Genomic DNA, 26,551 nt, shown 5'->3' with positions numbered 1-26,551 from the left:
GGTTTGCCCTGAAAATTGCCCTCTTCATTTTTGCCCACACCCTCCACCAAGCCGGCCTATAGCCCGCAACTTGGGTTAGCTAAGCTCGGCATGACGTTTATACTCCACCCATTCACCCATTCACCCATTGCCAACTCCCCGCGTCCTCGCCACTCCCGCTGCCGAAGCCACCATCGACCTGCTCCGCGACGAGCATGGGCCCCTGATGTTTCATCAGAGTGGCGGCTGCTGCGATGGTTCCTCGCCGATGTGCTTTACCAAGGGCGAGTTTCGCGTCGGCGCCAACGACGTGTGGCTGGGCCAGATTCATGGCTGCGACTTTTTCATGAGCCGCAGCCAGTTTGAGTATTGGCAGCACACCCAGCTCACGGTAGATGTGGTGAAAGGCCGCGGCGCCAGCTTCTCACTGGAAATCCCGCTGGGCGTGCGCTTCCTGATTCGCTCCCGGCTATTTACGCAGGAGGAAGAACAGGACATGGCCCCGGTCTACGATGGGGAAGAGTACCTGCAGCACTTGTAGTAACCAGGGCTCACCAGAGCCGTTTCGGGGCTGCTGTAGGTAGCGCAGACTTTTAGTCCGCGAGTGCGCCCGAATTGGTGCACTCGCGGACTAAAAGTCTGCGCTACTGAGCGGCGAAACCGCACGAAAAGAACGTCCGGCCTTACCCCAGAAAGTGGTACAGGAACGTCACCACGCCCGAGTAAGCCGGCTTCTTGGAGTCTTCAATCTCCAGCGTCACACCTACGCGGGCCTTGGCAATGCCGCGCAGGTTGGCTACTGAAAGCAGCGAGGCCCGCAGCCGCACGCGGCTGTTTACCGTTACGGCCTGATTAAAGCGCAGCTGCTCAATCTCGTAGTTGACCTGCATCTTCAGGTTTTCGATGCTCACAATCTGCTGCCACAGGAAGGGGAGCAGCGATACGGTGAGGTAGCCGTGGGCAATAGTAGCCTGGAACGGTGACTCCTGCTGTGCCCGCTCGGCATCGGTGTGAATCCACTGGTGGTCGAGGGTGGCGGCGGCAAACTGGTCGATTTGCGCCTGGGTGATGGTGTGAAAGCCGGATAAGCCCAGCTCCTGGCCGGCGCAGGCTTCCAGCTCGGCCAGGCTGCGGATGGTTAACGTGGTATCAATGGTATGCATGGGAGAGGGCTAAGGGTAAGAGGGCCGCAAACATACGGCAGCCGTTTGCCTTCCCTTGGTAGCTGCTACCCGCTGAAATCTTGTTTTTGGTCTGGGCAGGCTGTTATTGAGCTTAGCCCAAGGGTTAGAAATGGCACCCAGCAGCCAGGCTGGCAGCCTCAAAATGGAAGATGTGCTTTCCAGGGCCAGTGTGAGCCGCTCCTACTCTTATCCCAAGCCCTCCACCTGTGGGGGCTGATTATGCAGGGAGGCGGTGTTCCCGCGCAAGCGGCTTCTTAGTTAGCGTGCAGGCGCAACAGGGGGGCTCCATTGCCCGGGCTGCCGTGCAGGCGGCGGTAGCGGCGCCAGGCGGCCAGCACCTGAGTGAATTCGGCCCGGATGTGCAGGTGCTCGTCTTTCCACAGCAGCGCGCAGGTTGGCCCGTCTACGGTGGTGAACTGCGACGGCACCGGCGCGAGCACTCCGGCTACATGAGCAAACTCCCAGGCACCGTAGCAGGACTCAACCCTGCCGTCATCGGTGTGCCACACCTGGTCGGCTGCAAACAGGGTGCTGTGGTCGAGCACCCGAAACGGGGTGGGGGGAGGCAAAGGCGTCATTGGAGCAGAGGAAAGGATGAGAAGCAGATGGATAGACGCCCGACGAATGCCTTGCGCCCTATCAGGAAAACAAGGGCAGCCGGGCCAGCCCTTCGGCGGAGGCAGCCGGCTAAGGCGCCAGGCACGGCAAGCAGCACGGAAGGGGAGGCAGGCAGCACGAAGCTAATCAGGGAAGTAGCCCTCTGGGAGCATGGCCCGTTCAATGGCTGGACGGCCCCGTCAGACGCCGCCCAGCGCTCGGCCAACGTGTCGATTCAATGGGCCGCGACACCGTGCCGGTCGCGCAGCGGGATGCAGGTGCAGCAATGGGCCGAGCTGGAAGCCGTGGCCGCGCCTTGCCGTGCTGCCTCCGCCGAAGGGCGGGCCCGGTTTAGGGGCCCGCTTGGGGAAGCTAAGCTGCAGCAACTGTTTCGGAGTCAGTGTCGGGCACACCGCGTAGCGCGGTCTTGTAGTGCGCGAATTGTAGCACATGCTTACGCGCGGTCTGAAAGTCCACGCTACGCTACAGCGAGTCAGAAACCGCGCTAACCTTATCCTGAAGATATCTGTTTAACCGCACCAGCAGCCGGAGAATGCAGGTATAACACCCGCTATAAGCTGGCTGCTTTCTTAAAACTCACCGGGGTCTTTGCCCTGCGGCTGCATGGCTTTCTGGAGGTCCTTAATCATGGACTTGACCTTTTCGTTGGTGCTGCTGAGCATGCCGTACCAGGCTTTCCGGGAAAAGCCACTGGGTGGGGCCATCTGCTCCAAAGGCCCCATCGACGCGTCGCGGGGAGTAGTACCGCTTAGCACGATGTTCTGGTGTTTGAAGCCGGTCATAATGTACTTATAACGGCCGGGCTTGACGTAAATGGTTTGGGTGTGCACCACAAACCCCGCCGGCGTGCTGTTGTTGAACAGCAGGATACCGCCTTTGGCCAGCAGCTTGCCTTGCTCTTTGTCCTTAATCTGCACCACGTCGTTGGCCGACTGATACGTCTTGGCCATCCAATCCAGGGCACGGTCGTAGAGCTGGTCCTGCGTTGCGCCAGGTACCTCGATTATTCCCTCGTATGTCACCAGCTTGCTAGCAGCGTCCAGGGGTAGTATAGGCTCCTCTGCGTCTTCGGTGGGCAGGAAGGTAACGGGGTTGATACCCTTTATCAGCCCAATGGGAGTTAGATAGAGAAAGCCGCTCCGGCGCACCACAAGCCAGCGCGGGCTCCAGGAGCCAACCACCAGGGCTTCGGACCCGGCTGGCAGATGAAAAGGCGCACTCTTGGCCGTGTCGCTCGGGCTGCGGTACAAGGGCGCCGCCATGCTGCCAACCCGGAAGGTGCGGGGGGGCAGGCTTTCCTCCAGCTTTTGGGCAAAAGCGGAAGATGTACCTGCCAGCAAAACGACCAGGATGCGTAAAAAAGGTAGAATATGGTTCATGCCTGGTAAGGGGTATAGAATGGTTTATCAATATGAGCCAGTGTGGTCGTGCTGCAGCAGCTGCAGCCCACGTGAAAGCCGGCAGGCGGCTAATCCCGATTTTACCCCTGCCCCGCAACAGCGCTAGCCGGGCTTATTTGTCAGGTTCTTTGGCTCTCAGCTATTCGTACAGGCCCGGGAGTCATTTTTCCTGCCAGGATGCTCCCGTAAAAAGGAGTTGTTAGACAGCAGGGACAAATTTAACGACCTACAATGCGAAATTCGTCAGAATGCGCTAGCCGGGAATCCTATAGCGGATGGAGGGTCTTCCTGCCCGGCGTGCAGCGGGAATGAGCAGGCCGATATGTGGGCATCGGTGTAGCTTAGCTTGAAATTCAGCAGCTTTACCTAACCCTGTACGGCATGGATGCTTCCGTATTAGCATTGATTATTGCGCTCATACTTGCGGCCCGGGTGTGGGACTTGCCCAAGCGCCTGCTGGAGCTGCAGGACGAGCTGAAAATTCGCAAGGCAGAGCATAGCAGGCAGCAAGCCGAGCTGCGAGCCGAAGTGCAGCAGCTGCGCGAGCAGCTGGCCACGCTGCTGGAGGCAAACCCGCCCCCGGGTCCCTTGCCCGCGGTAGCTCCGCCCGTAGTGCCGCTGGCCCGGCCAGTTGGCGTTCCGGCGCCCGCCTTCCCGCCGGCTAGGGCAGCGGAGCCGAAAGCAGCTGCGCCGGTTACTCCAGCGGCGGGCGCTGTGCCAGCTCCGCCCACATTAGGTAAGCCGGTAGAAAAAGAGGCGACAGCTACTGCCCCAGCTCCGGTTCAATTGCCGGTTTCGACGCCGGTACCCGCGCCTGCGGCAGTACCGGCGCCTCCCGTGTCAGGGCCTGTCCCTCCATCGTCCCCGGCTGTCGTTCCAACGCCCGAGCCAGCCGCCAGGCCGACGCCCCGGCCCGTGGCTGCTCCCGAGCCAGTACTGGCGATGGAGTCGGCTCTACCGCCCGCGCCGCCCGCGCCGCCGCGCCGCCCGCCGCCTCCGCCGGAGCCGGCCGGGCCCACCTGGTGGGAGCGCGCCTCCACCCTCATCCTCGAAAACTGGACCGGCATCCTCGGAGCTGTGGTGCTGGTGACGGGCGTTGGCTTCCTGGGAATTTATGCGGCCCTGCGGGTAACGCCGCCCTTTCGTTTCCTGCTGATTTGCGCGTTTGCGGCCGGCCTGCTGGGTGTGCGTATTGCCTTGCGCGAGAAAGCGTTTGCGCGGCAGCTTAATAGCTGGCTGCTGAGCAGCGCCGCGGCCATCTTCCTGTTTGCCTGCGTAGCTGCCGTCAGTATTGAAGGGCTGCGCTGGGCTACCCCGCCCTGGGATTACCTGCTGCTGCTAACCGGCGTGGCAGCCAACCTGCTGCTGGCCTGGCGCGCCAGCCGCGAGGAAGTAGCCACCCTGCACGGTGTGCTGAGCCTGGTGGCCCTGGCCGTGCTGCCGCCCACGGCCCTCACCCTGGGCACGGCGGCCGGGGTCACGGCCTTCAGCATTGTTATTACCTACCGCCAGCGGTGGAAATACCAGCTGCTGCTCAGCATCGCCAGCTTCTTCGCCTTTCACCTCTACTGGCACCAGCAGCTCACGGGCACCTCCAATGCCCTGCGCCTGACAGCCATGGGGCTGGTGCTGCTGGTGGGGGTGGCTGCCGCCGTGGTGCAGTACCGCAGCGTATATGCCCAGCGGCGGTTCGAGCCCCTGCTCTTTACCGCCCACCTCCTCAACTGGACCTGCCTGGGCATCAACCTGTACATGTACAGCACGGGCTCTATCTGGAAAACCATCCCGCTGGGCCTGGGCGCGCTGCTCACCTTCTGGGCCGGGCGCCAGGCCCGGCAGCTCGGCATCGGCTGGCTGTTCCAGACGGACACCATCATCTCGCTTATCCTGGCCCTGGCCACGGCGCTGTCGCTGCAGGGCTGGCACGCCACCAACACGGTTATTCTGCTCTTTATGCTGCTTGAGGCCCTGCTGGTAGCGCTGATAATGGCCCGGCAAAGCGAAGTACTGGTGTACCGGGTGGCGCTGACGGGGGCTTGGCTGGCAGGTGCTGGCCTGCTCTTGCTGGCGGCGGCCAAAGCCGGCTCCAGCCTGCCCCATGCGCTGTACCGCGATGCTTTTGTGCTGGCCCTAGCGGGCTGGGCAGGTCTGGCCTTCGCCCAGCTACTGTACAAGCAGCCCCTGCTGCTACCCGGCAATACGAGCCCCAATGCCTCGCTTGCTGCTGGTACCCACGCCGGACCCTCCCGCAACCTGCTGGCTGGCTTTGCGGGGCTGGCCGGCCTGCTCCAGGCCGGGGCCGGGCTTCTGCTGACGCGGGTGGTGTTTGGCTGGTCAGACGTGCCCACGGCACTGCTGCTGGCTGCCCTGCTGGCTCTGGCTGGCTGCGCCTTTGCTTTGGCGGCCTGGGTACGTGCGGCACCCCACACGCCGGGCTGGGTGCGGCAGCAGCAGCTGGTGCTAGCTCAGTTCCTGGTAATGCTGGCTGTGCTGGGCCTGCATGAGCTGGGCCTGAGCTGGGCCCTGACGCTGGGCATTCTCTACGCCGAAAGCATGGTGGCAGCCCTGCTGGCTGCCCGGAAACAGGAGCTGTTTATCTACCGGTTTACTTTGGGCTGTGCCTTTTTCGCCGGTACGAGCCTGCTGCTGACGGCGGTAAGCAAGGTTGGCCCCGGCCTGCCGCCCAAGCTGTACCGCGATGCCCTGATACTGGCGCTGGCTGGCTGGGCCGGAATGCTGTTCATAAAGCAAGCCCACCGGCAGCTGCTGCCCGCACCCCGAGCGGAAGGGCTGGATACTGCTCAGGCTGACCGGGACCTGCTGGGCGGCATCGCCGGGCTGGCGGGCCTGCTGCAGGCGGGCACGGGGCTGCTGCTGGCTCGGCTGCTGTTTGGCTGGCAGGGGGCGCCCGTGGCCCTGCTGCTGGCAGCCCTCCTGGGTATGGGGGGCATGGCGCTGGGCCTGGCAGCCTGGCTGCACGCCCCGGGGCTGCTGCCCCGCTGGGTGCGGCGCCAGCAGCTGGTGCTGGGGCAGGCATTTGCGGTGCTGGCCGTGTTTGGCCTGCACGAGGCAGGCCTTAGCTGGCCCGGGGTGCTGCTGGTGCTGTATGCCGAAAGCATGCTGGCCGCTCTGTTGTTGAGCAGCCGCGACGAAGACAACCTGCTGCACCTGCAGACTTATCTGCTGGTTGTGCTGGGCGGCCTGCTGCCACTGCTGGTGCGCTATACGTCGCCCGGCGCGCTGGGAGCCGAGGCGCGGGCCGGCGTTCTTGGCGGGGCGGCCCTGCTTACGGTGGGCTACCAGCTGCGCCGCCTGCTGCTTTCAAAGGCAGAAGCGGAATACGCTGTGCTCGCACTCGGCAGCCTGCGGCTGCCGGCCCTGGGCCTGGTAGTGGGCTGGCTGCTGCTGAATGGCGGCGCGCTGGTGTACGACCGGCCCTGGGCCGCCTGGGCCATGATGAGCCTGCTGGGCAGCCTGCTGTACTTACGCTATAAAGTTGCGGCCCCGGGCGTATGGGCCGGGCTGCTGCTCGCGGCCGTGGGCTACCTGGGGCTGCAGTGGAGCTATGCGCTGTGGCCACCCGCCGGGCAGCTTGGCAGCGCGGGGGCAGTGCTGCTTTACCTGCTGCCCACGCTGGCCGTGCCCCTGGTGGGCGCCGGGGTTTCGTGGTGGCCGCAGGGCCAGCGGTTCGTGCGCTGGCCGTGGGTGTACCTGCTGGGGCTGCACCTGATGGTGGCGCTGGTGGCAGCCGTGCCTACGGGCCACACGGCTTACCTCTCCCTGGGCTTTACCGGGCTGGCGGGGGCGGCTTTCGCCGGGGCCCTGCTGTGGCGGCGCACCCTGCCCGACGAGCCCGCGGTGCAGCGGGCCGGGCAGCCCGACCGCTACCTGCTGCACCTCAGCTACGGCATGCTGGCTGCGGGCCTGCTCACGCACTTGCGCCTGCTTGCGCTCGACGAGCGGTTCTTTGGCCAGCCTGCCGAGTACGTTACCGCGGCGCTGTTATTTGCTGCCCTGGCGGCCATGGCCCTGGCTACGCCGCCCACTGCGGCTCCGGTTTACAAGTCCTGGCACCTGCTGCACGCCTGGCTGCCCGAGGCGGCGCTGCTGTTTGGTACGGCCACGCTGGGCCATCACATACGCACGCCCTGGCTGCCGCTGCTGTGGGGAGCCGCGGCGTTGGCACTCACTTTCCTGGCCCCCGGGCTTCCCACACGCTTCCTGCGGCTGGCCGTGTACGGCCGGCTCTACTATGGGCTGGCGGCGGCCACGGCCAGCCTGGCCAGCCTGCTGTACATCAAGCCCGGGCAGCTGCTTAGCCCCGAGTGGTGGGAAATAACGGCGGCCGTGCTGCTGCTGTTTGTCTATGTTGCGCTGGCCCTGCAGGTGGGCAGCGCACCTTATGCTGGCCTGTCTTCGGCCTGGGACCGGGTGGCCCGTCCACCCCGCCGGGTGCTTGAAACCTGGCTGCTTTACCCGGCTTTCCTGGCGCTCACCGTGCTGCTCGTGCAGTCGTTCGACCGCTCGGTGCTCACCGTGCTGCTCATGCTGGAAGTGGTGGCCATCTTCAGCACCAGCCTTATGCTGCGGCGGCAGGATTTGCGCTACCTCGCTCTGGCCGGCATGCTGGGCTCCCTGCTCCGCCTGGTGTTCTTCGACCTGAGCCGGAGTGGCACTATCACTCGGGCCATCGTATTCATTCTCATGGGCCTGCTGCTGCTGGGCATGAACGCGCTCTATGCCCGCTTCAAAGCCCGCTTTTCCCCGGATGAGCCAATGGAAGAAGACCTGCCACCGGAAGGGATGCCCGAGCCGGACGTGCAGCCGGAGTAGTACTGCTTTGGTAGCTTACCGGTTTCTCCAATTAGCTCATATTTCTCCCACCAGCACCTGCACGTCCACATTCCGCCCGTGGTCGTCGGCGCAGGAAATTTTGACTGCCCCGGCGGGCGGCCGGAAGAACACGCGCTCCGTCGCCGAGGCGGCCCGCAGAAACCGGTCGTTCACGTACCAGAACACCTGGCGCACTTCGCTGCCGGCCGCGCAGCTGAGCAGCAGCTGCTGCTTTTCGCCGCGGTTGAGCAGGTATTCGGCGTTGGCCAGGGGTGAGGTGATGGCTAGGGCGGCGCTGGCGTCGTCGTCGCTGCGCACCAGGCGGCAGGCGGGGTTGTGGGGCGGCAGGCGCTTGGCGGGCAGACCCTGCGCCTCGCGGAAGGCCAGCACTTCCGGCAGCGGGTTGGGAAACAGCTGGCGCCTGTAGCCCAGCTCGGGCAGGCAGGCGCGACAGTACGCCACGCGGCCGTCGGCTGAGAGCAGGGCTTCCTTCTTGTGCTCGCAGTGCCGGGCCGTGGAGAAGCCGGGCAGGTAGTAGTCAATCAGCTGGTTGGGGCAGTGCTCGCCGGGCACCAGGCCGGTTTCGGCGCACACCAGCCGAAAGTCCAGGCTGGCGGGTGGCGCCATCCAGTTGTTGGGTGAGTTGTACGCCAGGGTGTTGAACAGCTCAAACAGCAGGGGCGTGGCAATGTCGGTACCCGTGAGCGAGGGGCTGCCCTGCCCGTTGAAGTTACCCACCCACACGCCCACGGTGTAGTCGTGGTTGTAGCCGATGCTCCAGGCATCGCGCCGCCCGTAACTGGTGCCGGTTTTCCAGGCAATGCGGGGCAGGTGCAGGCTGCTTTCGTAGCTCAGCGGCAGGTCGGGCCGGATGCGCTGGGTGAGGATTTCGGTGGTGAGAAAGGCGGCGGCGGGGCTGACCAAGGTGACATCAGCCCCGGCAACCTCCCCCCCCCGGCCCCCCTCTCCCGCGGAGAGGAGGGAGCCTGGCGACACCTTTTTTGGAATTGGCTCCCCTCTCCGCGGGTAACGCGCATCAAGCGTTTGCGGGGCCGGGGGTGAGGTTACTCGCAGTGGCCCGTACTTTCCCCTATTCGCCAATGCCACATACAGCCCCGTCAGCTCTTCCAGGGTGGCGCCGCAGCCGCCCAGGATGGTGCTCAGGCCCAGGCGGGGGGCGTCCTGGGCCACGCGGCGGAAGCCGGCCTGGCGCAGCTTGTCGGTGAAGGCAGGCACGCCCAGGTCGGCCAGCACGCGCACGGCGGGGATGTTGAGCGAGTAGGTGAGGGCCCGCTCCATCGTCACTTCGCCGCTGCAGGTTTTGTCGAAGTTTTCGGGCCGGAAGCCGCTGAAGTTGGTGGGCACGTCGGGCAGCTTCAGCTTGGGCGTTACCAGGCCGCGGTCCATGGCCAGGGCGTAGAGAAAAGGCTTGAGCGTGCTGCCCGGCGAGCGAATGGCCCGCACCCCATCTACCTGGCCCTGCCCGGCCGCGTCCTGGAAGTCGGCCGAGCCCACGTAGGCTTCCACGGCGCGGGTGCGGTTGTTCACCACCAGCACGGCGGCCTGGGAGATGCCCAGCTCGTGCAGCCGGCGCACGTAGTTGCGGGTCAGGTCTTCGGCCTTGGCCTGGGGGCTGCGCTGCAGCGTGGCGTGCAAGATGGGCTGGCCGGGAAACTGCGTTACCAGCCGCCGGGCCAGGTGGGGGGCCAGGGTGGGGGCGGGGTGGCGCACGGCGGTCAGCGGCTCGGCCAGGGCATCGGCAATGTCCTGGGCCGGAAACAGCTTCTGCTGGCCAAAGCGCCGCAGCCAGCGGTTGCGCTCGGCCACGATGCGGGCGTTGTTTTTGCCCAGCACCAGGCCCCGCGGCTGGTTGGGAATAATGGCCAGCGTCACGGTCTGGGCCAGCGAGAGGTAGTCGGGCGGCTGCTGGAAGTAGAGCAGGGCCGCCGATTTCACACCTTCGATGTTGCCGCCGTAGGGCACCAGGTTTAAGTAAAGCTGCAGAATCTCGGCCTTGCTGTAATGGGCCTCCAGCTGCACGGCGCGCAGCATCTCCCCGATTTTGTTGCCGAACGTGCGCTCCTTGGGCTCCAGCAGGCGGGCCACCTGCATGGTGATGGTGCTGGCCCCGGTGGTGCGGCCCGTGCGGAACAGATTGCGGCCCGCGGCCTGCAGAATGGCCAGGGGGTTGACCCCGAAATGGTAGCGGAAGTACCGGTCTTCCTTGACGATAATGGCCTGCTGCAGGGCGGGGGTAATTTCCTGCAGCTCGGTTTTCATCCGCCACTTCTGCGTGGGGTTGAGGAAGGCGTGCAGCACCGAGCCGTCGGCCGCCAGCACAATGGGCGAGTAGCGTGGCACGGGGGGGAGCGGAAAGGCACGGTCCAGCCCAATGGCCAGCAAGAGCATAAAGAGTGCCCCTGCCAAAAGTCGCAGGCCAGTTCGCCGATTCATGCCGAAAGATACTTGCTGCTGGATTTCGTGTCTGCTGGCTGCTGGCGCGCGTCTGCGACGCGCCGGTATAAGGCTTTAACCGGGGCGAACGATTCGCGTCACAGACGCGGTGCCGGTCAGCACGCGTCGCAGACGCGCGCTAGCTGGGCCTGCCCCGCAGATGCGCCAGCTGTGCTGACGGATGGATAGCCAGCCTTTCCAAAAAAATACGGATTTCGGGCGTCTGCAGCTTTGCAATAAAGCATTGCGACGATGCTGTCAATAAATGAGGGATATACAAGCTGTGTGGTCAGGATTAGTGACTCGTTTTTGAAAATTAAGCAACGAAATGGGGTAAAGGCTGATAGAATTTTTTAGCCTTGGCGCAATCTGTTGCGAAGTAAGCCCCGTAGATAGCCGCAGCGAGGGAGAAGCTGGCGCAGCGCCTGCCCCCTTTCCTTGCTTGCTCCTGCCATCTACCGCCACGGCGGCTTCTACCATTCTCACCCCATTTCCACTTTCCTTATTTCCCAACTTCTACATGAAAATCAAACTAATTACCACGCTTCTGGCGGTGGGCTTCACGGCCGGCACCGCCTTCGGCCAGGCCACCGTCGACCCCAACCTGCGGGCCGCTTTTGCCAGCAGCCCCACAGCCCAGGTAGTCGTAACTTTCAATAGCAGCGGGGCCCCGCTGGCCGGGCAGCTGGCTTTGCTGCAGCAGCTGGGCATCACCCGCGGCATCACCTTTCAGGCCCTGCCCATCGCCGGCGTAGTAGCTACCGCCGCCCAGGTTGATGCCCTGGCCCAGAACCCGGCCGTGCGCTCTTTGTTCATCAACAAGAAGCTCGACTACTACAACTTTGAGGATACCCACCTGACCGGGGTGAAGCGCCTGCGCACCGACGTGCAAACCACCACCCGCAACAATGGCACCCCCGTGTCGGGCCGTGGCATTGGCGTGCTTATCAACGACAGCGGCGTGGACGGCACCCACGACGATATCAAGTTTGGCCCTCACCTGGTGCAGAACGTGCTGGGCACCACCAACCTCAACTCGGTGAGCAGCCTGCTGCCCTTTACCCCGGTTGAAGGCGTGCCCAACACCGATACCAACTCCGGCCACGGCACCCACTGCGCCGGCACCGTAGGCGGCAATGGCGCTAAGTCGGGCGGCAAGTACGAGGGCGTGGCGCCCGGCGCCTCCCTGCTGGGCTATGGCTCGGGCGGGGCGCTGTTCGTACTCGACGCCATCGGGGGCTTCGACTATGCGCTGAGCCACCAGTTTCAGTACAACATCCGGGTTATCAGCAACTCCTTTGGCAGCAGCGGCGACTTCGACCCCAACGACCCGCTGAACGTGGCTACCAAGCGGTGCTACGACCGCGGCATGGTGGTGGTGTTTGCCGCCGGCAACTCCGGTCCCGGAGCCGACACGCACAACCCCTACGCCATTGCGCCCTGGACCATCTCGGTAGGGGCCGGCGACCGCCACGGCCTGCTGGCCGACTTCTCCTCGCGCGGGGTGAAGGGCGAGCAGGGCACCTTTGTGGTCGACAACCAGACTTGGACGTTCAAGAACGAGCCGGTGATTGTGGCCCCGGGTGTGGACGTGGTCTCGACGCGGGCCATTGCGCCGGTGTCGTCGCTGGGCACCCCCGAGGATGTGGAAGTGCTGACGCCGGGTGAGGTTCCTTTCTATACCCATAGCAGCGGCACGTCGATGGCCACGCCCCACGTAGCCGGTGTTATCGCCCTGATGCTGGAAGCGCGTCCTTCGCTGCACCCCTCGCAGGTAAAGGAGATTCTGCAGAAAACGGCCACCAACATGCCCGGCCTGGAAAGCTGGGAAGTAGGCGCCGGCTACGTTAACGCCTTCGCCGCCGTCGACCACTCCTTCCGCTTCTCCGCTTTCGGCTCCACGGTAAATGCCAGCCGCCGCTTCAACAGCAGCGTGAATGCCGCGTCTACCAGCATCCCGTTCACCATCAACTTCAACCCGGTGGTGACAACCGGCAACCAGATGACCTTCAATGTGGCCGCCGGCACCAACAGCCTCGAAGCCAAGATTGTGTCGCCGGGCCTGCTGGGCGAAACCGGCAACCTCACCAACCTGGTGCTGCTCTCGCCCACCGGGGTGCGCTACAGCTCCGGCACGCCGGTCGCCTTTACGCTCTACACCGACCGCAGCCTGGCCGTGGCCTCGCCCATTGCCGGCACCTGGACGCTGCGAGTGGAAGGCGTGCGCGGCGTGGCCATGCCCGAAACCGTGAAAGGCTCCGTGGTGCTGCAGTCGCCGGCCGGCACGTCCAACCTGGCCGACATCGTGGGCCACCCCGCCGAGGCTTCCATTAAATTGGCCGTTACCAAGCGCCTCGTCGATGGCCTGGGCACGGGCTTCCAGCCCAACGCCCTGCTCACCCGCCTGCAGCTGGCCGACTACCTGCTCATGGGCCAGGGCATCCGCCAGTTCCTGCCCACGGCCGGCACGCGCAGCTTCACCGACGTATCGACCCTCAACGACATCCTGCTCACGGAGTCGGTAGCCGCCCGGGGCGCTGCCCAGCGCGACCGCCAGCACCGCAACAACGGCGTGATGCTGCCCACGGCCACCGGTACCTTCTCGCCGGCCGGGGCCGTGAGCCGCGCCAGCCTGGCTTACTCGCTGGTGCAGAGCCTGGGCTTCCAGCAGCAGGCCCTGAGCCGCAACGGCCAGCCGGTCACGGTAAAAGTAAACGGGCAAACCATTCCCGTAGATGATGCCGCCACCATCCCCGCCGGGCTGGAAGGCTACGTGAGCGTGGCCCTGGAGCTCAACCTCATCAATGCCTTCTACAGCCTCACGCAGGGGCCCTACGACCTGCAGCCGGTGCTGCGCGCCACCTTCCGCCCCGCGCAAAACGTGACCCGCGCCGACTTTGCCGTGATTGTAACACGCACCTTCGCGCAGTACAACGCCCAGACCCAGCCCGCCGCTCAGGCCCGCGGCACGGCAACGGGCGTAGCTGCCCACGAGCAAGCCAAGCAAATTGCCGCCTACCCCAACCCCTTCAGCGCCACCACCACCATCAGCTACTCGCTGAAAGAGGCCGGCCCGGTAAGCGTGGAGGTGTACAACACCCTGGGCCGCAAGGTGCAGACCCTGGTAGCCGAAACCCAGCCCGCCGGCACCCACGAAGTGCGCTTCGAAGCCGGTAACCTGGCCCGCGGCACCTATGTGTTCAAGGTGAAGACGGCCGAATCGGTATCCACGCAGCGGGTAGTGCTGCAGTAGCTTTCCTGTATCTCTGTCGGTTCTACAGCCACTATTCAAAAAGGCCTGCTCCCCGGAGCAGGCCTTTTTTGTATTCGCGTCCTGCTAATCCGCCAAAACGACGACAAGACGCATACTTGCGTCTTGTCGTTGAACCCTAGGTCAGCGGAGCTAATGATGTTAGAGCGGTTTTTGGGTTGATGTACACCTTTGGAAGGAGTTAAAAGTGAAGAGTTAAAAACTGCTCTTCTTTTTAACTCTTCACTTTTAACTTTTAACTGTGTACAACGGCGCGGTCCCGCAGACGCAAAATGTTGCGTCTCTACATCGGGCTGATTTTCTTAGCCTAACAGGGAACGCTGCGCGCTCCAGAGAAGCAAGGTGCTTCTTCGCTACTCTTGCTCGCCCGCGTACACAATCTGACGGGGCGGGAAGATGCGGTCGACCAGGCGGTAGAGGCGCCAGCGCGTGTTCTTCAGTACTTTCTTTACCGGCACTGCGCGGAAGTCGAATTGCGCCAGCGCAGTTAGCTCCTCGGCTACGCTGCGCTGTTGCAGGTGCGACTCCAGGAGAAAGGCGGCGATGTGCTCGTTCCACTCGTCTTTGGTGCTCCAGTAGTGGCCGATGTGCTGCCGGGCCGCCTGCAGGGAGTAGGTTTCGTCCAGGGCCACGCTCAGGGCAAACTGCTCGATAAGCCGGGGCGTGACCTGCTGCCGGCTGAGGTCGTCGCAGATGCTGAGGGCCAGGGCAATGGCCTGCCCGGCTTTGTCGGCCGGAATGCCTACCGCGCCGGCGTTCCACATGGCGTGCCGCTCGTGCAGCCGTACCCCGCCGAAGGTTTTGCCCTTCACCTGCTCCCACATGCGCTGCTCGGTTTTGCTGCGCAGCTCAGCGAGGGCGCCTTCCCGCTCGTGCATGAAGGCCTGCCCGCTGCTGAGGCCGGCCTGCAGCGCCGGCAGGCTGCCGTGCAGAAAGGTGTCGGAATCGAGGTAGAGCAGGGCCACGCCCGGCCGCTGCCGCGCCACTTCCTCCAGGGCCTTGATTTTGATGCGCCAGAAGAAGTCGAACTCGCCTTTCCACTCTTTTAGCCGCGCTTCGTCAACCGGCAGAATGCTGACGTGCCCGGCCAGGTGCCGGTAGAAGTCCGGCGCGTCCGTCACCACCGTAATGCCATCCAGGGCCATGGGCTGCCGCAGAAACGTCAGCATGGAGAAGTTAGCCTGGAAGTGGTTGCGCACGTTGGTGCCGAAGACGAGGTAAACGAGGTGCATCAGAAAAGGAAAGTAGAGCCGGCCAGAAGCACCACCTTCGGCGCTCTCTGTATTGCGGAATGGGTTTAATAGTCGGATTATTCGGCTGGTGAAGGCCTTAATCCTTGGCAGCCCGCCAGGTAGTACATCGAGCAGATTCCTGGCAGCGGGGGAGGTAAAATTACGCTGTGCCGCTTCAGCGATTTCCACAGTACCAGGAGCAAGCCCGGAAGTAGGGGAGGAGCTGTTTCCGGGGGCATAGCCCCGGCTCTTGTCGTATGCCGGCCGGTATTCTGCTCAGCTGAAGCTACCGGGACGGACACGCCCTGTGCCGCCGGTTTTGCCCCGAGCCGGATTGCCTGTAGCGCAGGGGCCCGCAGCATGTATGCAGGGGCACTGCGGAGGGGAATTTGTTTTTTAGAAAAACAGTTTTAACTTTGTTGCATTATCAACGAAATGAACTTCGAAAAGAACATCGCTCGCTACAGCGGCGAGCTATTCACGGCCTTTGGCCGTCAGCTGGAGCGGGCGTTCCGGGAGCAGGGGCTGGGCATTAGCCCCGACCAGTTCCGCATGCTCACCCACCTCTGGAATGCCGACGGCATTGCCCAGCAAGCCCTGGCCGCCAAAGTGCGCCGGGACCGGGCTTCCGTGGCTCGCATTGTCGACATTCTTGAGCGCGAGGGGTTTGCCACCCGCATTCCCGATGCAGTCGACCGCCGGGTAAACCTGGTTTACTTAACCAAGCAAGGCAAAGCCCTGCAGCAGCAGGCTTCGGCCTGTGCGGCGGCCGTCGTGCAGAAAGCCCTGGCCGGCTTCGCCGCTGCTGAGGTTGAGCAGGCGGAAAGCCTGATGCTGCGAATGATAGAAAACCTGGGCAAGTAAATTTTTTTTAAACCAATCGTTGCACTATCAACGATATTTTCACTTCTTCTCATGAATCATAAACTCAAGTCTTTTCTCTTATGGGCTGCTGCGGGCCTGCTTGCGCTGGCCTTCTTCGGAGCCGGCGTCACCAAGCTGCTGGGGGTACAGATGCAGCTCGACAACCTGAAAAGCTGGGGCTACCCGGCCTGGTTTCGGTTCCCGATTGGCTTATCTGAGATAGGCCTGGCCCTGTTGCTGCTGCTGCCCCGCACCCGGCGCCTGGCGGCCTTCCTGGTGTATCCCTGGGCCCTGGTGGCCATTGCCACGCACGTGCAGGCCGGGCAATACAATCAGCTGGGGGCCGCCATTCTGTTTGCCGTCCTGGCCAGCGTCGTTCGGTGGCTGGACCGGTCGAGCCCGAAGACCCTGGCGGTATAGCCAAAAGGCTTTGACAAACAAACTTTTACTACCATCCTCTTTAGCAACCACACGCTATGAACAACATCAATGCCCTGACCAAAGACAACTGTGCCTTTGTGTTTATCGACCACCAGCCGTTCGTGGCTTTCCCGGTGCAGAGCATCGCGCCGGATATGCTTACCAATAATGTAGCCGGCCTGGCCAAGGTGGCCAAAGCCCTGGAGATTCCCGTGGTGCTGACTACCATCAGCGCCAAAGGCGGCCCGCTGGCCGACCCGCTGTTTCAGCAGCTGAGCAGCGTGTTTCCCGAGCTGGAGCCCATCGACCGCAACAACACCAACGCCTTCGCTACCCCGGAATTCGAGCAGGCCATTGCGGAAACCGGCCGCAAAACTCTGGTGATGTGCGGCCTGTGGACGGAAGTATGCTTGTCCCAAACCGTGCTGACCGCGCTGGAAAAAGGCTACAACGTCTATTTCGTGCCCGACTGCAGCGGCGGCGTTAGCCCCGAAGCCCACGAAGATGCCAAGCGCCTCATGCTGCAGGCCGGCGCCCGGCCCCTCAACTGGCAGGCCGTGATGGCCACCTGCTGCCCCGACAACACCGCCCCGGAATACAGCCGCCTCTACGAAGTAGTGGTGCAGCACGGCGCCGGGGTAAGCTACGCGGTACAGTATGTGCTGGCCAATATGCAGCAGGCTGCTAGCCACACATAAGCTGTTAATTATCAAGAATTTTAAATTATTCCTTAGGTCGGTATTCAGGGTTAAAAGTTGATAGTAAGCAGGCACTTTGATGGCGCGGGGCTGTGCCCCGTGTCTACATCCGCGGGACTCTGGCCCGCAACGCCAGAACGTTTTTCCCTGGAATCGTTCGGGTATCGTCCTGCCGGCGTGGGCCAGAGGCCCACAAATAGTCAGCACGGGGCACAGCCCCGCGCCATCACGCGCTTACCGCGTATCCACTTTTAACTTTTCTAATTCCCTCAAGAGCATGAAATACATCTTGCGTAAAAACGAAGACCGGTGGCACAAGCAGGACTCCTGGAAAAAGAGTGCCTATGCCTTTGTGCCCTACCAAACGAATTTCGGGGAGCTCTGTGGCTTTGCCGAAGACGTGGTGGCCGGGGGCCAGGGATTTGGCCTGCACCCGCACCAGAACATGGAGATTACCACCATTGTGACCCGCGGCAGCCAGCGCCACCAGGATTCCACCGGCGGGGAGTCGGTAATTGATGCCAGTGCCGTGCAAACCATGAGCGCCGGCACCGGCATCCGGCACAGCGAATTCAATGCCTCCGCGACGGAGGCCGTGCATGGCTTCCAGATTTGGGTGTATCCCAAAAAGGCCGACGTTGTGCCCCGCTACCAGCAGTTCCGGTTTCGGCCGGAGGAAAAGCGCAACCGCATTCTGCTGGCCATTTCCCCCGATGAAGCCCAGGGCGCGGTGGCCATGAACCAGGATGCCTGCTTCAGCCTGTCGGAGCTGGAGGCCGGGCACAGCGTGCGCTACCGCCTGCGCCTGCCCGATGCCGGCGTGTACATCCACTGCGTGAGCGGCGCGGCCACGGTGGCGGGCGAAACCCTGGGTGCCGGCGACGCCATCGGGGTGTACGAAACCGACGAAGTGGCGGTAAGCGCGGCAGCCAGCGGGGCCGAGCTGATTTACGTGGAAGTACTCCTGCAGCGGGGCATCACCCTTTAATCCCTTTTCAGGTATGACGCTCGCAAACGAAACGCCCGCCCGCTCCACCGCAGTTATTGTGCTTTTTGGCGGCAACCCCCACCGGCGGCAGGAGGTGATGCAGCTCCTGGCCGCTCTGGGCCCCTTTACGGTATTTGGCTCCTTAAGCGAAGCCGAAGGCATGGAGCTGCTCCGGACGCTGCCCGCCGTCGACCTCGTGCTTATCGGTGGGCGCTACTCGGAAGAGCAGCGGCAGCGCATCCGAGCTTATGTGCACGACAAGCTGCCGCGGGCAAAGATTTCGGAGCCAGGGCATGCCTACCCCTATGAAAATAGCGCCATTGCTGCCGATGTGGCCCGCAAAATTGGCCTGGACCTGCCCAGATAATCGGACAACAGGTAGCCGTCCGGACGAGTGGGCTATTGAAGAAGCTTATGCCTGTAAGCCCAGACTGCCGGTAGGTGTCTGTCAGCCGGCAGCCCGCCTATCGTGGTTTGCAAGATGGGGTACAGAGCCGTGGGGTGTAGCGCGGAATTTCATTCCGCGTCTCCGCGACGGTAGCGGCAGTTAAACGGCATGCAGGCGCGGAATGAAATTCCGCGTTACCGTACCCCAACCTGATAACTGCTTTAGCCAGCCAAACGGGTAGTGATGGAGATGGCCGGCGCCAGTGTTTTGTGGATGGGGCACTGCTCGGCAATTTTCAGCAGGCGCAGGCGCTGCTCGGGGCTTAGCTCGCCGTGCAGGTGCAGCTCGCGCTCCAGCCGGCTGATGACGTGCCGCTCGTCTTGCTCGAAGGAAACCACAGCTTCCACTGCCGTGAGCGGCCACTGCTTGTGGGCGGCGTACATCCGCACGGTTATGCAGGTGCAGGCACTTAGGGCCGCGGCCAGCAGCTCGCCCGGGGCAGGGCCCTGCGCCTGCCCGCCGTCCTCGCGGGAGGCATCGGCTATGGAAGTGAAGCCCTGCTCCAGCAGCAGGTCGGTGCGGTAGGGGGTGGCGCTGCTGCGGCCTTGGATTGTAGGCATAAGCGCAAGTTAAAAAGGAAAGCGGCGCTGTATTGTGCAAATAAGCGGCTACGAGGCAAATTCTTATCCTTAGTACTGGCTTGGAAAAGCTGTTTAGGAAATCATTTAGAACGTCATGCTGAGCAAAGTCGAAGCATCTCTACCACGAGAGTAAACCCAATCAAAAAGGATTACTGCCGCCGGCAAGATGCTTCGACAAGCGGACGCCAGATGAGCATGACGTTCAATCAGCATGACGTTCTAATGGCTGCCCAAACCGCTACTTCTTCACTATCCCGATAACGTTCGGCAGGGGAAATGCGGCTTGGGAGTTGTCGTTCTCAACGAAGCCGGTTTCGTAGCTGCCAAACAGGTTGCGCACGGTTTGGCCGCTGCGGATGGACAGGCTGGCTTCCGGCCCGCCTTCCAGGTACATGGCCTGGCTGATTTTCAGGGGCGACTGCAGCAGAATGTCAACGTAGTCGTGCATGCTGTAGGGCGAGCGGCAAAAAATCATCAGCGCGTTGCCATCCTGGTCCATGGCCCACACCGCCGAGCTCCAGCGCTTGGGCTGGGCGGCCCAGGTATTTCGCCCCTGGCAGTCTACCATGCGAATGCTTTGCGAGGCCGAGTGGTAGGCCCGCAGCTGCTGCGCCCAGTCGGTTTCGCAGCTGCGGTCAATCAGCTTGATGGCCGGCCGCAGGCTGTCGGCGGGGTTAAACACCAGAATGGAGTTGTCGTTGCCCAAGCTGGCGTTGTTAATACTTTGGTGGTCGCGCATGTAGCCCACGCTGCGGCCGTCGGGCTGGTACATGCCGGCGTTGATGCAGGCCAGCAGCTTTTCCTGCTGGCACCACTGCGCCGCGGTGCGGGCCTTGCCCTTGTAGCGTACCGATTCCAATAGCCGGAAGGAATATTGCCGGGGGTTGATGCGCAGGATGGTGATTTTGGAGTCGCCAATGTCTGATTTCACGGTCGGGCGGTATTCCCCAAGCGCCAGCCCAGGGCTTAGCTGCTGCCATGTTACCTCCGGGGCAGCAGGGGAGGCTGCCGCGCAAAAACAAGCCGCCAGCAGGCTGTAGAGACGCAACATTTTGCGTCTCGTCGTTGAACGATGCGAAAGCCGGTCAATAAAAGTCCGCATAAGTCAATAAGCCGAGCTTAGACAAATACACCACTGTCGTGGCAGCTGTCAGCATCCCATCGATTAGGGTTGTTTTTGATGTAGTCCCGTATTTTCTGCAATTCAATTTCATTGCGAATAACCCGGTCAAAATAGCGTGGTTGCCAAGCGAAATCGAGGCTTGAGTGCGTAGCCCACGCCTTTACACCAACTTTAAAGCCCCGCACCACTGCTGCCAGATTTTTGCTTTGCGGGCCAAAAGTCGGGGCAAGAGAGTTCAACCTTTCTACTGACTGGTGAAAGAAAAGAATGCCATGCACATGGTCAGGCATAACGACAAACGCATCGGGCTCGACAAAAGGAAAGTGTTGGGGAATTTGCTGCCAGCATTCTATAGCCCGCACGGCTAAAGCGGTGCCTAGCAGATAAGCATCGGCCAAAGCACCCCCTGCAGGTTGAATGCTGCCGAAATAAGGCTGACGTCCTTGCGTACATATGGTGATGAAATACCAACCAGCCTGGCCGTAATCATACCCTGGACGCCTGGCTGAAGCAATACGGTATTTATCGGCAAAAATTCCGTCTTTCATCTGGTCGAAGCTGCCTTTGTGTATGTAGAGACGCAACATTTTGCGTCTCCGGGACCGCGCCGTTAAAACATCAATATCGTTCCACTGGCTCGTTCAACGACGAGACGCAAAATGTTGCGTCTCTACAGTCCGCGGTACCGCCCTTACCGCACCCGTACCGTGCCAGCGCCATTGTAGGAATGGTATTCCGCGTTATACATGGCATCGGCACTCACCGGGCCCAGCTTGAACGTTCCTTTCGAAACGGCGCGGGCCATGTAGTAGAAGTGCTTGGGCTCACCGGTGGCGGTGGTGAAGAAGTTAATACGGTCGTCGCGGATGTCCATGTAGTCGGGCTGGCTGGCGTCTTTGGCCCAGTCCAGCTCGCGGATGGCGCCGAGGCGGGTGTTTTCAATTTCCAAGCCGGCGGGCAGCAGGTCGGTGATGGCCACGTTTTTCACCGTGCCGGCCGCATCGCCGGCTTCGATGGTGATTTTGACGACCACCAAATCGTTCTGGCGGAAGGTGGGCGTGCCCATGTAACCGCCGTTGCGGTTGAGGAACTGCCGGCGCACTTTCAGGTAGCTGTCTTCTTCCAGCACGGTGCTGCCCGGCGACACGCCTTCCACTTCCCAGAAGTAAAACAGGCTGCCGCTGCCGGCACCCTTGATGCTGATGTTGCGGTTAGCCACGCCGGGAATAGTCAGGTCCTTGCCGCTGAAGGAGCCAATTTGCTTGCCGTCGGCCAGGATGGTGGCCGTGGCGGTGCTGCCGGCGTTGCGGCGGGCCACCTTGCCCAGGGCCAGCAGGCCAAAGGCGCGCTCCTGGGTGTTGAGCCAGCGGGCATCTTTCAGGGCGCGGCTGAGCTGCCGGGTGAGGGCGGGCACCTGGGGGTTGTTGGGGTCGGTTTCCATCAGCGCGTTCAGCACCAGGCCCATGTCGCGGATGGGGGAGTAGAACGAGCCGTCGAGGGCCCGCTTGGCGGCCACTTCGCCGCCGAACCTGGTGGGCAGCAGGCTGCGGAACTGGCGCTGGTTGCCCAGCAGGGCGTGGGTGCAGGCCAGCAGGAACTTCGAGTCCTGGGCCAGCAGCTGGCGGTTGGCTTTGTAGTAGTTCAGGGCCACGGCGTCCTGGCGGCCGGCCAGGGCCAGCACGTAGAGCGAGTAGGCAATTTCCTTGCTGGCGATGGTGCGCTCCCGGGCAATGTTGCTGGCGTCGAAGTAGCGGTAGGATTCCGTCTCGCGGGTTTTCAGGCGGAACTGCAGGTGACGCAGCACCTTGTCGAGCACCGACTTATTCACCTGGAAGCCGGCGCGCTGGGCTTCCTGTAGGAAGTGAGCGGCGTAGGCCGTGGCCCACCAGTTGTCGTAGTCGCCGCCGGGCCAGTAGCTCAGGCTGCCGTTGTAGAGCTGCATGCTCTCAATCTTGCGGATGGCCTCCTGCACGTGGTAGTTGGGGTTGTAGCGCTGGGCCTTGGCCGCCGCGCCGGTTTTGGTTTGCAGGGTGCCGGCCAAATCGCCGTAGTAGAGCTGCGGGAAGGCGGCCGATACGGTTTGCTCCAGGCAGCCGTAGGGGTACTGCAGCAGATAGCGCAAATCCTTGCTGAACTCGGCCATCGGCGAGCGGCTGATGACGAGCTGGCTGCGCTGCGTGGCCGGGAAGAAGTCGGTTTTAAGGTTGAGCGGGACGGAGTTGCCGCCGGCCAGGGAGCCGCTGCCGGTCCGTTTTTCCAGCGGCGAGGCGGGGCGCACCGGGAGTTCGATGACTTCGGAAAAGACTTTCTCTTTTGGATTTGGGCTGTCAGTGAGCAGGGCAGCAGTTATGACGCCGTTGCCCAGATTGACTGCTCTGATACGGAAATTTACCCGGCGCTCAGCATTTGGGGGAAGGGTAACCTGTCGGCTGGAGCCGTCTCCGGTAACGTCCCGCGCATTTCTTAATTCTTCTTCATTTGCTATTGCCTGAAGTACACCGGCATCCGGCCGCATGCCCAAAGAAGATTTGACAAGGGTAACGCCAGCCAAACCAGTAATAGTTTTATTGGTCGTATTCGTCAGGGTCACCGGCACGTCGATGGTATCTCCGGGGCTCATAAACCGCGGCAGCGCCGTCGAAATCACCACCGGGTCGGCCACCTTCATGGTGTGCTCGGCGTGGCCGAACTGGTCGCCTTTGTACGACACGGCCATGATGCGTACGGCCCCGCTGAACTGGGGCACGCGCAGCTTGTAGCGCACCTTGCCCTCGTCGTCGGCGGTGAGCACGCCGCTCCACTTAGCCAGCAGCTTCACGCGGCGGTTGGGCACGGGCGTGGTGCGGCGCGAGAGGTCGGAGCCGTCGCCGCCGGTGCTGCTGCTGCCCAGCTCGGGCAGCAGGAAGGGGTACACGTCGTAGGCCGATACTTCCAGGGCGCGCTTCTGGTAGAAGTAGCCGTAGGGGTCGGGCGTTTGGTAGTTTTTGATTTGCAGAATGCCCTCGTCCACCATGGCCAGCGTCACCTGGGCGTTGGGCGCCGTGCTCACCTCAATGGTCTGGAAAGTCTGGGAGCGGCTCAGGGCGGGCGCCTTGATGCCCACGGACAGGCGGGCGCCGGGCTTTTCCACCGTCAGGGGCACGAAGCCGCGGGCCACGGTCAGGGGCAGGCGGTTGTCGGTGATGGCGCGGATGGCGGTGGCCGTCACGTACACGTTGGGCACGTGCTCGGCCTTGATGCTCACCTTCACCTGGGCCGATTTCTGGTCGGTGTTCACGTAGAAGTGCTCCAGCAGCTTGCCGCGCTCCACCGTCACGAGGATGCGGCCGGGGAAGGGTGACTTCAGCAGCAGGGTGGCGGTTTCGCCGGGCTCGTATTTGGACTTGTCGGCCTCAATGCTCACCTCGCCCTCGTTGTTCACCTCGAAGGAGTTGGCCTGGGTGTCGCCGGCCCCGTAGGCGTAGAAGCTCTGGGCCACGTACGTAGCCGCCCCCGGCCGGCTGATGCGCACCTCGTACTCGCCGGAGTAGATGGGGGTGAAGCTGAGCCCCGTTTCGCTGCCCACCGCCTGGGTTTTGGTGAGAATGGTTTGCTCGCGCTGCTGGGAGTTGTACACGTAGCGGCCGCCCTGGCGCTCGAGCACCGTTTCCCAGAGCAGGCGCACCACCTTGATGGTGGCCTGGGCCGAAGTGGGCTGGCCTTTGGGCGTGAGGGCCATAAAACGCAGCGGCACCGGCTGGCGGGTGCTCACCAAATCCTGCATCCGTTGAATGCCAAACATGGTGGCCTGGGTTTGCACCTCAAACGTAGCCAGGCGGTTTACCGGCCGCCCGGTTTCGTCGAATACCGTGACGAAGGCCGTGCCTTCGAGCGTGCCCAGGTCGCGGGTGTCGGGCACGTCGTAGCTGGCCGTGCCTTTGCCGGCCTCGTCGGTGGTGCCTTCGCGCACGGTTTTCTCGAAGCGGGCATCCAGGCTGGAGCCGTCTTCGCTGCCGGCCTCGCCGCTCTCGTCGTAGTAGTAGCGCTGCCCGCGCCGCGAGCCGCTGCTGATGGCAAAGGAGTAGCTGGGGTACTTTTTGGCCTGAAATACCTTGCTGCGCAGCGAAAACTCCACCTCAAACTTGCGGTCGGTGGCCGGCGGGCCAAACAGGTTCAGGGCCAGCACGCTGGCCGTTACGCTCTGCCCGGGCTTGAGCACGGTGGGCGCGGCCGTCACGGTCACCTTCAGGCGGTCGGGAATGAATTCCTCCACGCTGATTTGCTTGGACGTCAGCAGCACGTCGTTGCCAGTCAGCACCTCCAGGGTGTACAGCCCGGTCATGATGGCCGGCGGCAGGATAAAGCGGGCCTCGAATGAGCCCACGGCGTTGAGCTTCTGGCGCAGCACGGCGTATTCCTTGCCGGTGGGCAGCAGCAGGCGGATTTTCAGGGGCAGGCCGGCGGGCGGCGTCTGCCAGTCCTCGGTGCGCACCACGGTGTTGGTGCGCACGGTGTCGCCGGGCCGGTACAGGTTGCGGTCGCCGTACAGGAAAGCCTGGTAGCGGGCCGCGTTGCTTTGCAGGCCGCCCACCTCGAAGCGCGAGGTTTCCACCTTGCTGCGGTCCAGCGAAAGAAAGGAGAAGTCGGCGTCTTTCACGGCCGTCACCATGGCCAGCTTGAAGCGGCGCTGGAAGGTGACGGAGTCGAACTCGGCCACGCCGGAGGTGCTGGTGGTGGTCGTGCCAATCACCTGGTTGTTGGAGCTCACCAGGTTCACCGTCACCCCGCTCAGGGGCTCGGCCGTGCGGATGGAGTTGGCGAAGATGGTAACGCCGGCCGCGCTTTGCTTGATAATCAGGCCCACGTCGGTGACGGCCACCAGCTTGCTTACCTGCAGCCACTGCCGCTCGGTGTCCTGCACGCGCACCACGTACAGCCCTTTCATGGGACCGGTGAACTCCAGTTCTTTCAGGTTGAGGTTGAGCAGGCGCAGGCCGCCCTGCTTGGGCAGAGCATTCACCGAGATGGTGCGCTCCGACAGGACATCGCCGACCTGCTCGGTGTTGTAGTAGCGGTAGCTGTGGTCTACGTACTCGCCGTCGCCTTCCTCACCACCCTCTTCGCCGCCTTCGTCGCCGCCATATTCCCCACCACCGTAGCCGTAGTCGCTGCCCCGGTTCAGCAGCTGCTGAATGTTGTTGGCGTACACCTTGGCAATGGTCACCTTCACTTTCTGCACTTCATTGATGCGCAAGCCCAGGTTGCGGCTGCCCAGGGCGTCGAGGTACATGGCTTTCTCCCCGCTGATAAAGCTGATGGTGGGCCGCTCCACGCCAAAGGCCACGGGCTGGCTGTACTTGTCCATGAGCTGCCCGCCAAGCAGGCCGCGGGTGCCTTCGTCCAGGGTCACTTGGTAGGTTTTGCCTACTTCAAAGCCGCCTTTCAGGGTGAAGCCGCTTTCCAGGGCTTCCAGGCTGAAGGCCACGGCGGGGGTCACGTGCACCGAGGCCTGCAGGTCCTGCACGGCCACGGGCTGGCTGGTGAGCAGCGTCACCACGGGCTCGCCGTTGAGCAGGGCGCCGGTGAGCTCGCGCACTTCCAGCAGGTTTTGCTCGGGCACCTGCACCTGGGCGGTGAGGGGCTTGTCGGTGGGCTTGTCGCCGGCCACGGGCTTGAGGCCGGGGGCCACGTCCACAATCACCGAGGAGCCGGGGCGCACGTCCTGCATAAAGGTCAGGGCCACGGCCTTGTCGGGCTCGGCCGAGCTGACTTCCACCGCCACCGGCTTGCCATCCTGCGTCACTTTCAGCAGGGGGCGCAGGTCGCTGGGCCGCACGGGGTAGTTGAACAGCAGGTTGGCGCGCAGCTCGGCCGTGCCGCTGGCCCGCTGCGAGCGGCCGTAGAACACTTGCGGGGCCGCCATGCTCAGGTAGGGCGTGTGAAACTTCCGGCGGTTGAGCTCCAGCTTCTGCTTGCCGCTGGGCAGGGCCTCGGGGCGCAGGGCGGCCTCGAACACCGTGCTGGGCCGGAAGGGCTCCAGGGGCGAGAAGGTCAGCTCCCGGTCGGCCGTCCACTTAAACTTGCCGCGCACGGCGGGCTGAAACCTCACAAACTGCGTGGTGTCCCAGCGGTTGAGCATGGCGTCGGTGACCACGGCTTCGTCGAAGGTGAAGACGAGGTTGGAGTAGGGGTCAATTTCCTCGCCGTCGCCCTGGGCGGCCTCCTGGGCCTGCTCTTCGGCCGACTTTTTAGAGCACGAGGAAACGGACGCCAGCAGCAGGAAGAGCAGCGGCAGAAAGCGAAAGCGGGCCAGCATGGGTAGGGGAGATAATACGGCCGGAAGGTACGCTACTGCCGGGGTTTGGCAGAATTTATTTCCCGAAAATTCCCGCTTTTTTCAGCGGATGATGCAAAACCAGGCAGGGCTGGGCCAGTATCTAAGATAGGCGAATACCAGTGCGCGCCGGTGCTGTCCAAAC

The 26,551-nt window shown here is 63.0% G+C and carries 17 protein-coding genes; 8 read left to right on the top strand and 9 right to left on the bottom strand.

Features of this window, described 5'->3' with window-relative positions:
• Positions 1-118 precede the first annotated feature (118 nt).
• The gene (locus ABD919_RS07875; RefSeq protein ID WP_425556399.1) at positions 119-520 is read left to right on the top strand and encodes a DUF779 domain-containing protein; all 402 of its coding nucleotides are present in this window, start codon (positions 119-121) and stop codon (positions 518-520) included.
• Between the two features lie 142 nt (positions 521-662).
• On the opposite strand, the gene ABD919_RS07870 is transcribed toward ABD919_RS07875, so the two are convergent.
• The 3 genes from ABD919_RS07870 to ABD919_RS07860 all read right to left on the bottom strand — a co-directional run bounded on the left by ABD919_RS07870 (position 663) and on the right by ABD919_RS07860 (position 3,160).
• Positions 663-1,142: a MaoC family dehydratase gene (locus ABD919_RS07870; RefSeq protein ID WP_345235440.1), complete on the bottom strand. Its 480-nt coding sequence runs from the start codon at positions 1,140-1,142 to the stop codon at positions 663-665.
• Between the two features lie 275 nt (positions 1,143-1,417).
• On the bottom strand, positions 1,418-1,741 hold the full coding sequence (locus ABD919_RS07865) for a hypothetical protein (RefSeq protein WP_345235439.1): 324 nt from the start codon (positions 1,739-1,741) through the stop codon (positions 1,418-1,420).
• A 609-nt stretch (positions 1,742-2,350) separates the two neighbouring features.
• Positions 2,351-3,160: a DUF4468 domain-containing protein gene (locus tag ABD919_RS07860; RefSeq protein ID WP_345235438.1), complete on the bottom strand. Its 810-nt coding sequence runs from the start codon at positions 3,158-3,160 to the stop codon at positions 2,351-2,353.
• 402 nt (positions 3,161-3,562) lie between these two features.
• Here ABD919_RS07860 and ABD919_RS07855 point away from each other — a divergent pair, with 402 nt between their 5' ends.
• Positions 3,563-8,014 (top strand): hypothetical protein, encoded by a 4,452-nt coding sequence (locus ABD919_RS07855; protein WP_345235437.1) that lies wholly within the window; start codon positions 3,563-3,565, stop codon positions 8,012-8,014.
• Positions 8,015-8,050: 36 nt separating this feature from the next.
• Here ABD919_RS07855 and pbpC read toward each other — a convergent pair whose 3' ends face one another.
• On the bottom strand, positions 8,051-10,375 hold the full coding sequence (gene pbpC / locus ABD919_RS07850) for a penicillin-binding protein 1C (RefSeq protein ID WP_345235436.1): 2,325 nt from the start codon (positions 10,373-10,375) through the stop codon (positions 8,051-8,053).
• A gap of 613 nt (positions 10,376-10,988) precedes the next feature.
• Between pbpC and ABD919_RS07845 the strand changes: the two genes are divergently transcribed.
• Positions 10,989-13,721, top strand: coding sequence for a S8 family serine peptidase (locus ABD919_RS07845; protein ID WP_345235435.1), 2,733 nt, complete (start codon positions 10,989-10,991; stop codon positions 13,719-13,721).
• A gap of 371 nt (positions 13,722-14,092) precedes the next feature.
• On the opposite strand, the gene ABD919_RS07840 is transcribed toward ABD919_RS07845, so the two are convergent.
• Positions 14,093-14,971, bottom strand: coding sequence for a hypothetical protein (locus ABD919_RS07840; protein ID WP_345235434.1), 879 nt, complete (start codon positions 14,969-14,971; stop codon positions 14,093-14,095).
• 435 nt (positions 14,972-15,406) lie between these two features.
• Between ABD919_RS07840 and ABD919_RS07835 the strand changes: the two genes are divergently transcribed.
• The 5 genes from ABD919_RS07835 (at position 15,407) to ABD919_RS07815 (ending at position 18,308) form a co-directional block, all read left to right on the top strand.
• The gene (locus tag ABD919_RS07835) at positions 15,407-15,835 is read left to right on the top strand and encodes a MarR family winged helix-turn-helix transcriptional regulator (RefSeq protein ID WP_345235433.1); all 429 of its coding nucleotides are present in this window, start codon (positions 15,407-15,409) and stop codon (positions 15,833-15,835) included.
• A gap of 51 nt (positions 15,836-15,886) precedes the next feature.
• Entirely contained in the window at positions 15,887-16,255 is a 369-nt protein-coding gene (locus tag ABD919_RS07830) for a DoxX family protein (protein ID WP_345235432.1), read from the top strand.
• 56 nt (positions 16,256-16,311) lie between these two features.
• Positions 16,312-16,953, top strand: a complete 642-nt coding sequence (locus ABD919_RS07825) for an isochorismatase family protein (RefSeq protein WP_345235430.1) — start codon at positions 16,312-16,314, stop codon at positions 16,951-16,953.
• A 277-nt stretch (positions 16,954-17,230) separates the two neighbouring features.
• A complete protein-coding gene (locus ABD919_RS07820) occupies positions 17,231-17,941 on the top strand; it encodes a pirin family protein (protein ID WP_345235428.1) in 711 nt (236 codons plus the stop codon).
• A gap of 13 nt (positions 17,942-17,954) precedes the next feature.
• Complete coding sequence (locus tag ABD919_RS07815) at positions 17,955-18,308, top strand: hypothetical protein (RefSeq protein WP_345235426.1); 354 nt, start codon at positions 17,955-17,957, stop codon at positions 18,306-18,308.
• Positions 18,309-18,550: 242 nt separating this feature from the next.
• Here the strand turns inward: ABD919_RS07815 and ABD919_RS07810 are convergent, their stop codons facing one another.
• The 4 genes from ABD919_RS07810 to ABD919_RS07795 all read right to left on the bottom strand — a co-directional run bounded on the left by ABD919_RS07810 (position 18,551) and on the right by ABD919_RS07795 (position 26,388).
• Complete coding sequence (locus ABD919_RS07810; protein ID WP_345235425.1) at positions 18,551-18,949, bottom strand: OsmC family protein; 399 nt, start codon at positions 18,947-18,949, stop codon at positions 18,551-18,553.
• Between the two features lie 259 nt (positions 18,950-19,208).
• Positions 19,209-20,021 (bottom strand): phosphodiester glycosidase family protein, encoded by an 813-nt coding sequence (locus ABD919_RS07805; protein WP_345235424.1) that lies wholly within the window; start codon positions 20,019-20,021, stop codon positions 19,209-19,211.
• A gap of 68 nt (positions 20,022-20,089) precedes the next feature.
• A complete protein-coding gene (locus ABD919_RS07800; protein WP_345235423.1) occupies positions 20,090-20,680 on the bottom strand; it encodes a hypothetical protein in 591 nt (196 codons plus the stop codon).
• 104 nt (positions 20,681-20,784) lie between these two features.
• Positions 20,785-26,388 carry an alpha-2-macroglobulin family protein gene (locus tag ABD919_RS07795; protein ID WP_345235421.1) on the bottom strand — a complete coding sequence of 1,868 codons (5,604 nt, stop codon included), beginning with the start codon at positions 26,386-26,388 and terminating at the stop codon, positions 20,785-20,787.
• Positions 26,389-26,551 lie beyond the last annotated feature (163 nt).

Origin of the sequence: Hymenobacter saemangeumensis (genome assembly GCF_039541835.1) — a bacterium.
In the GTDB taxonomy this organism is placed as follows: Bacteria; Bacteroidota; Bacteroidia; order Cytophagales; family Hymenobacteraceae; genus Hymenobacter; species Hymenobacter saemangeumensis.
The sequence above is the reverse complement of the archived record's forward strand: the minus strand, read 5'-3'. Positions and strand labels throughout refer to the sequence as shown.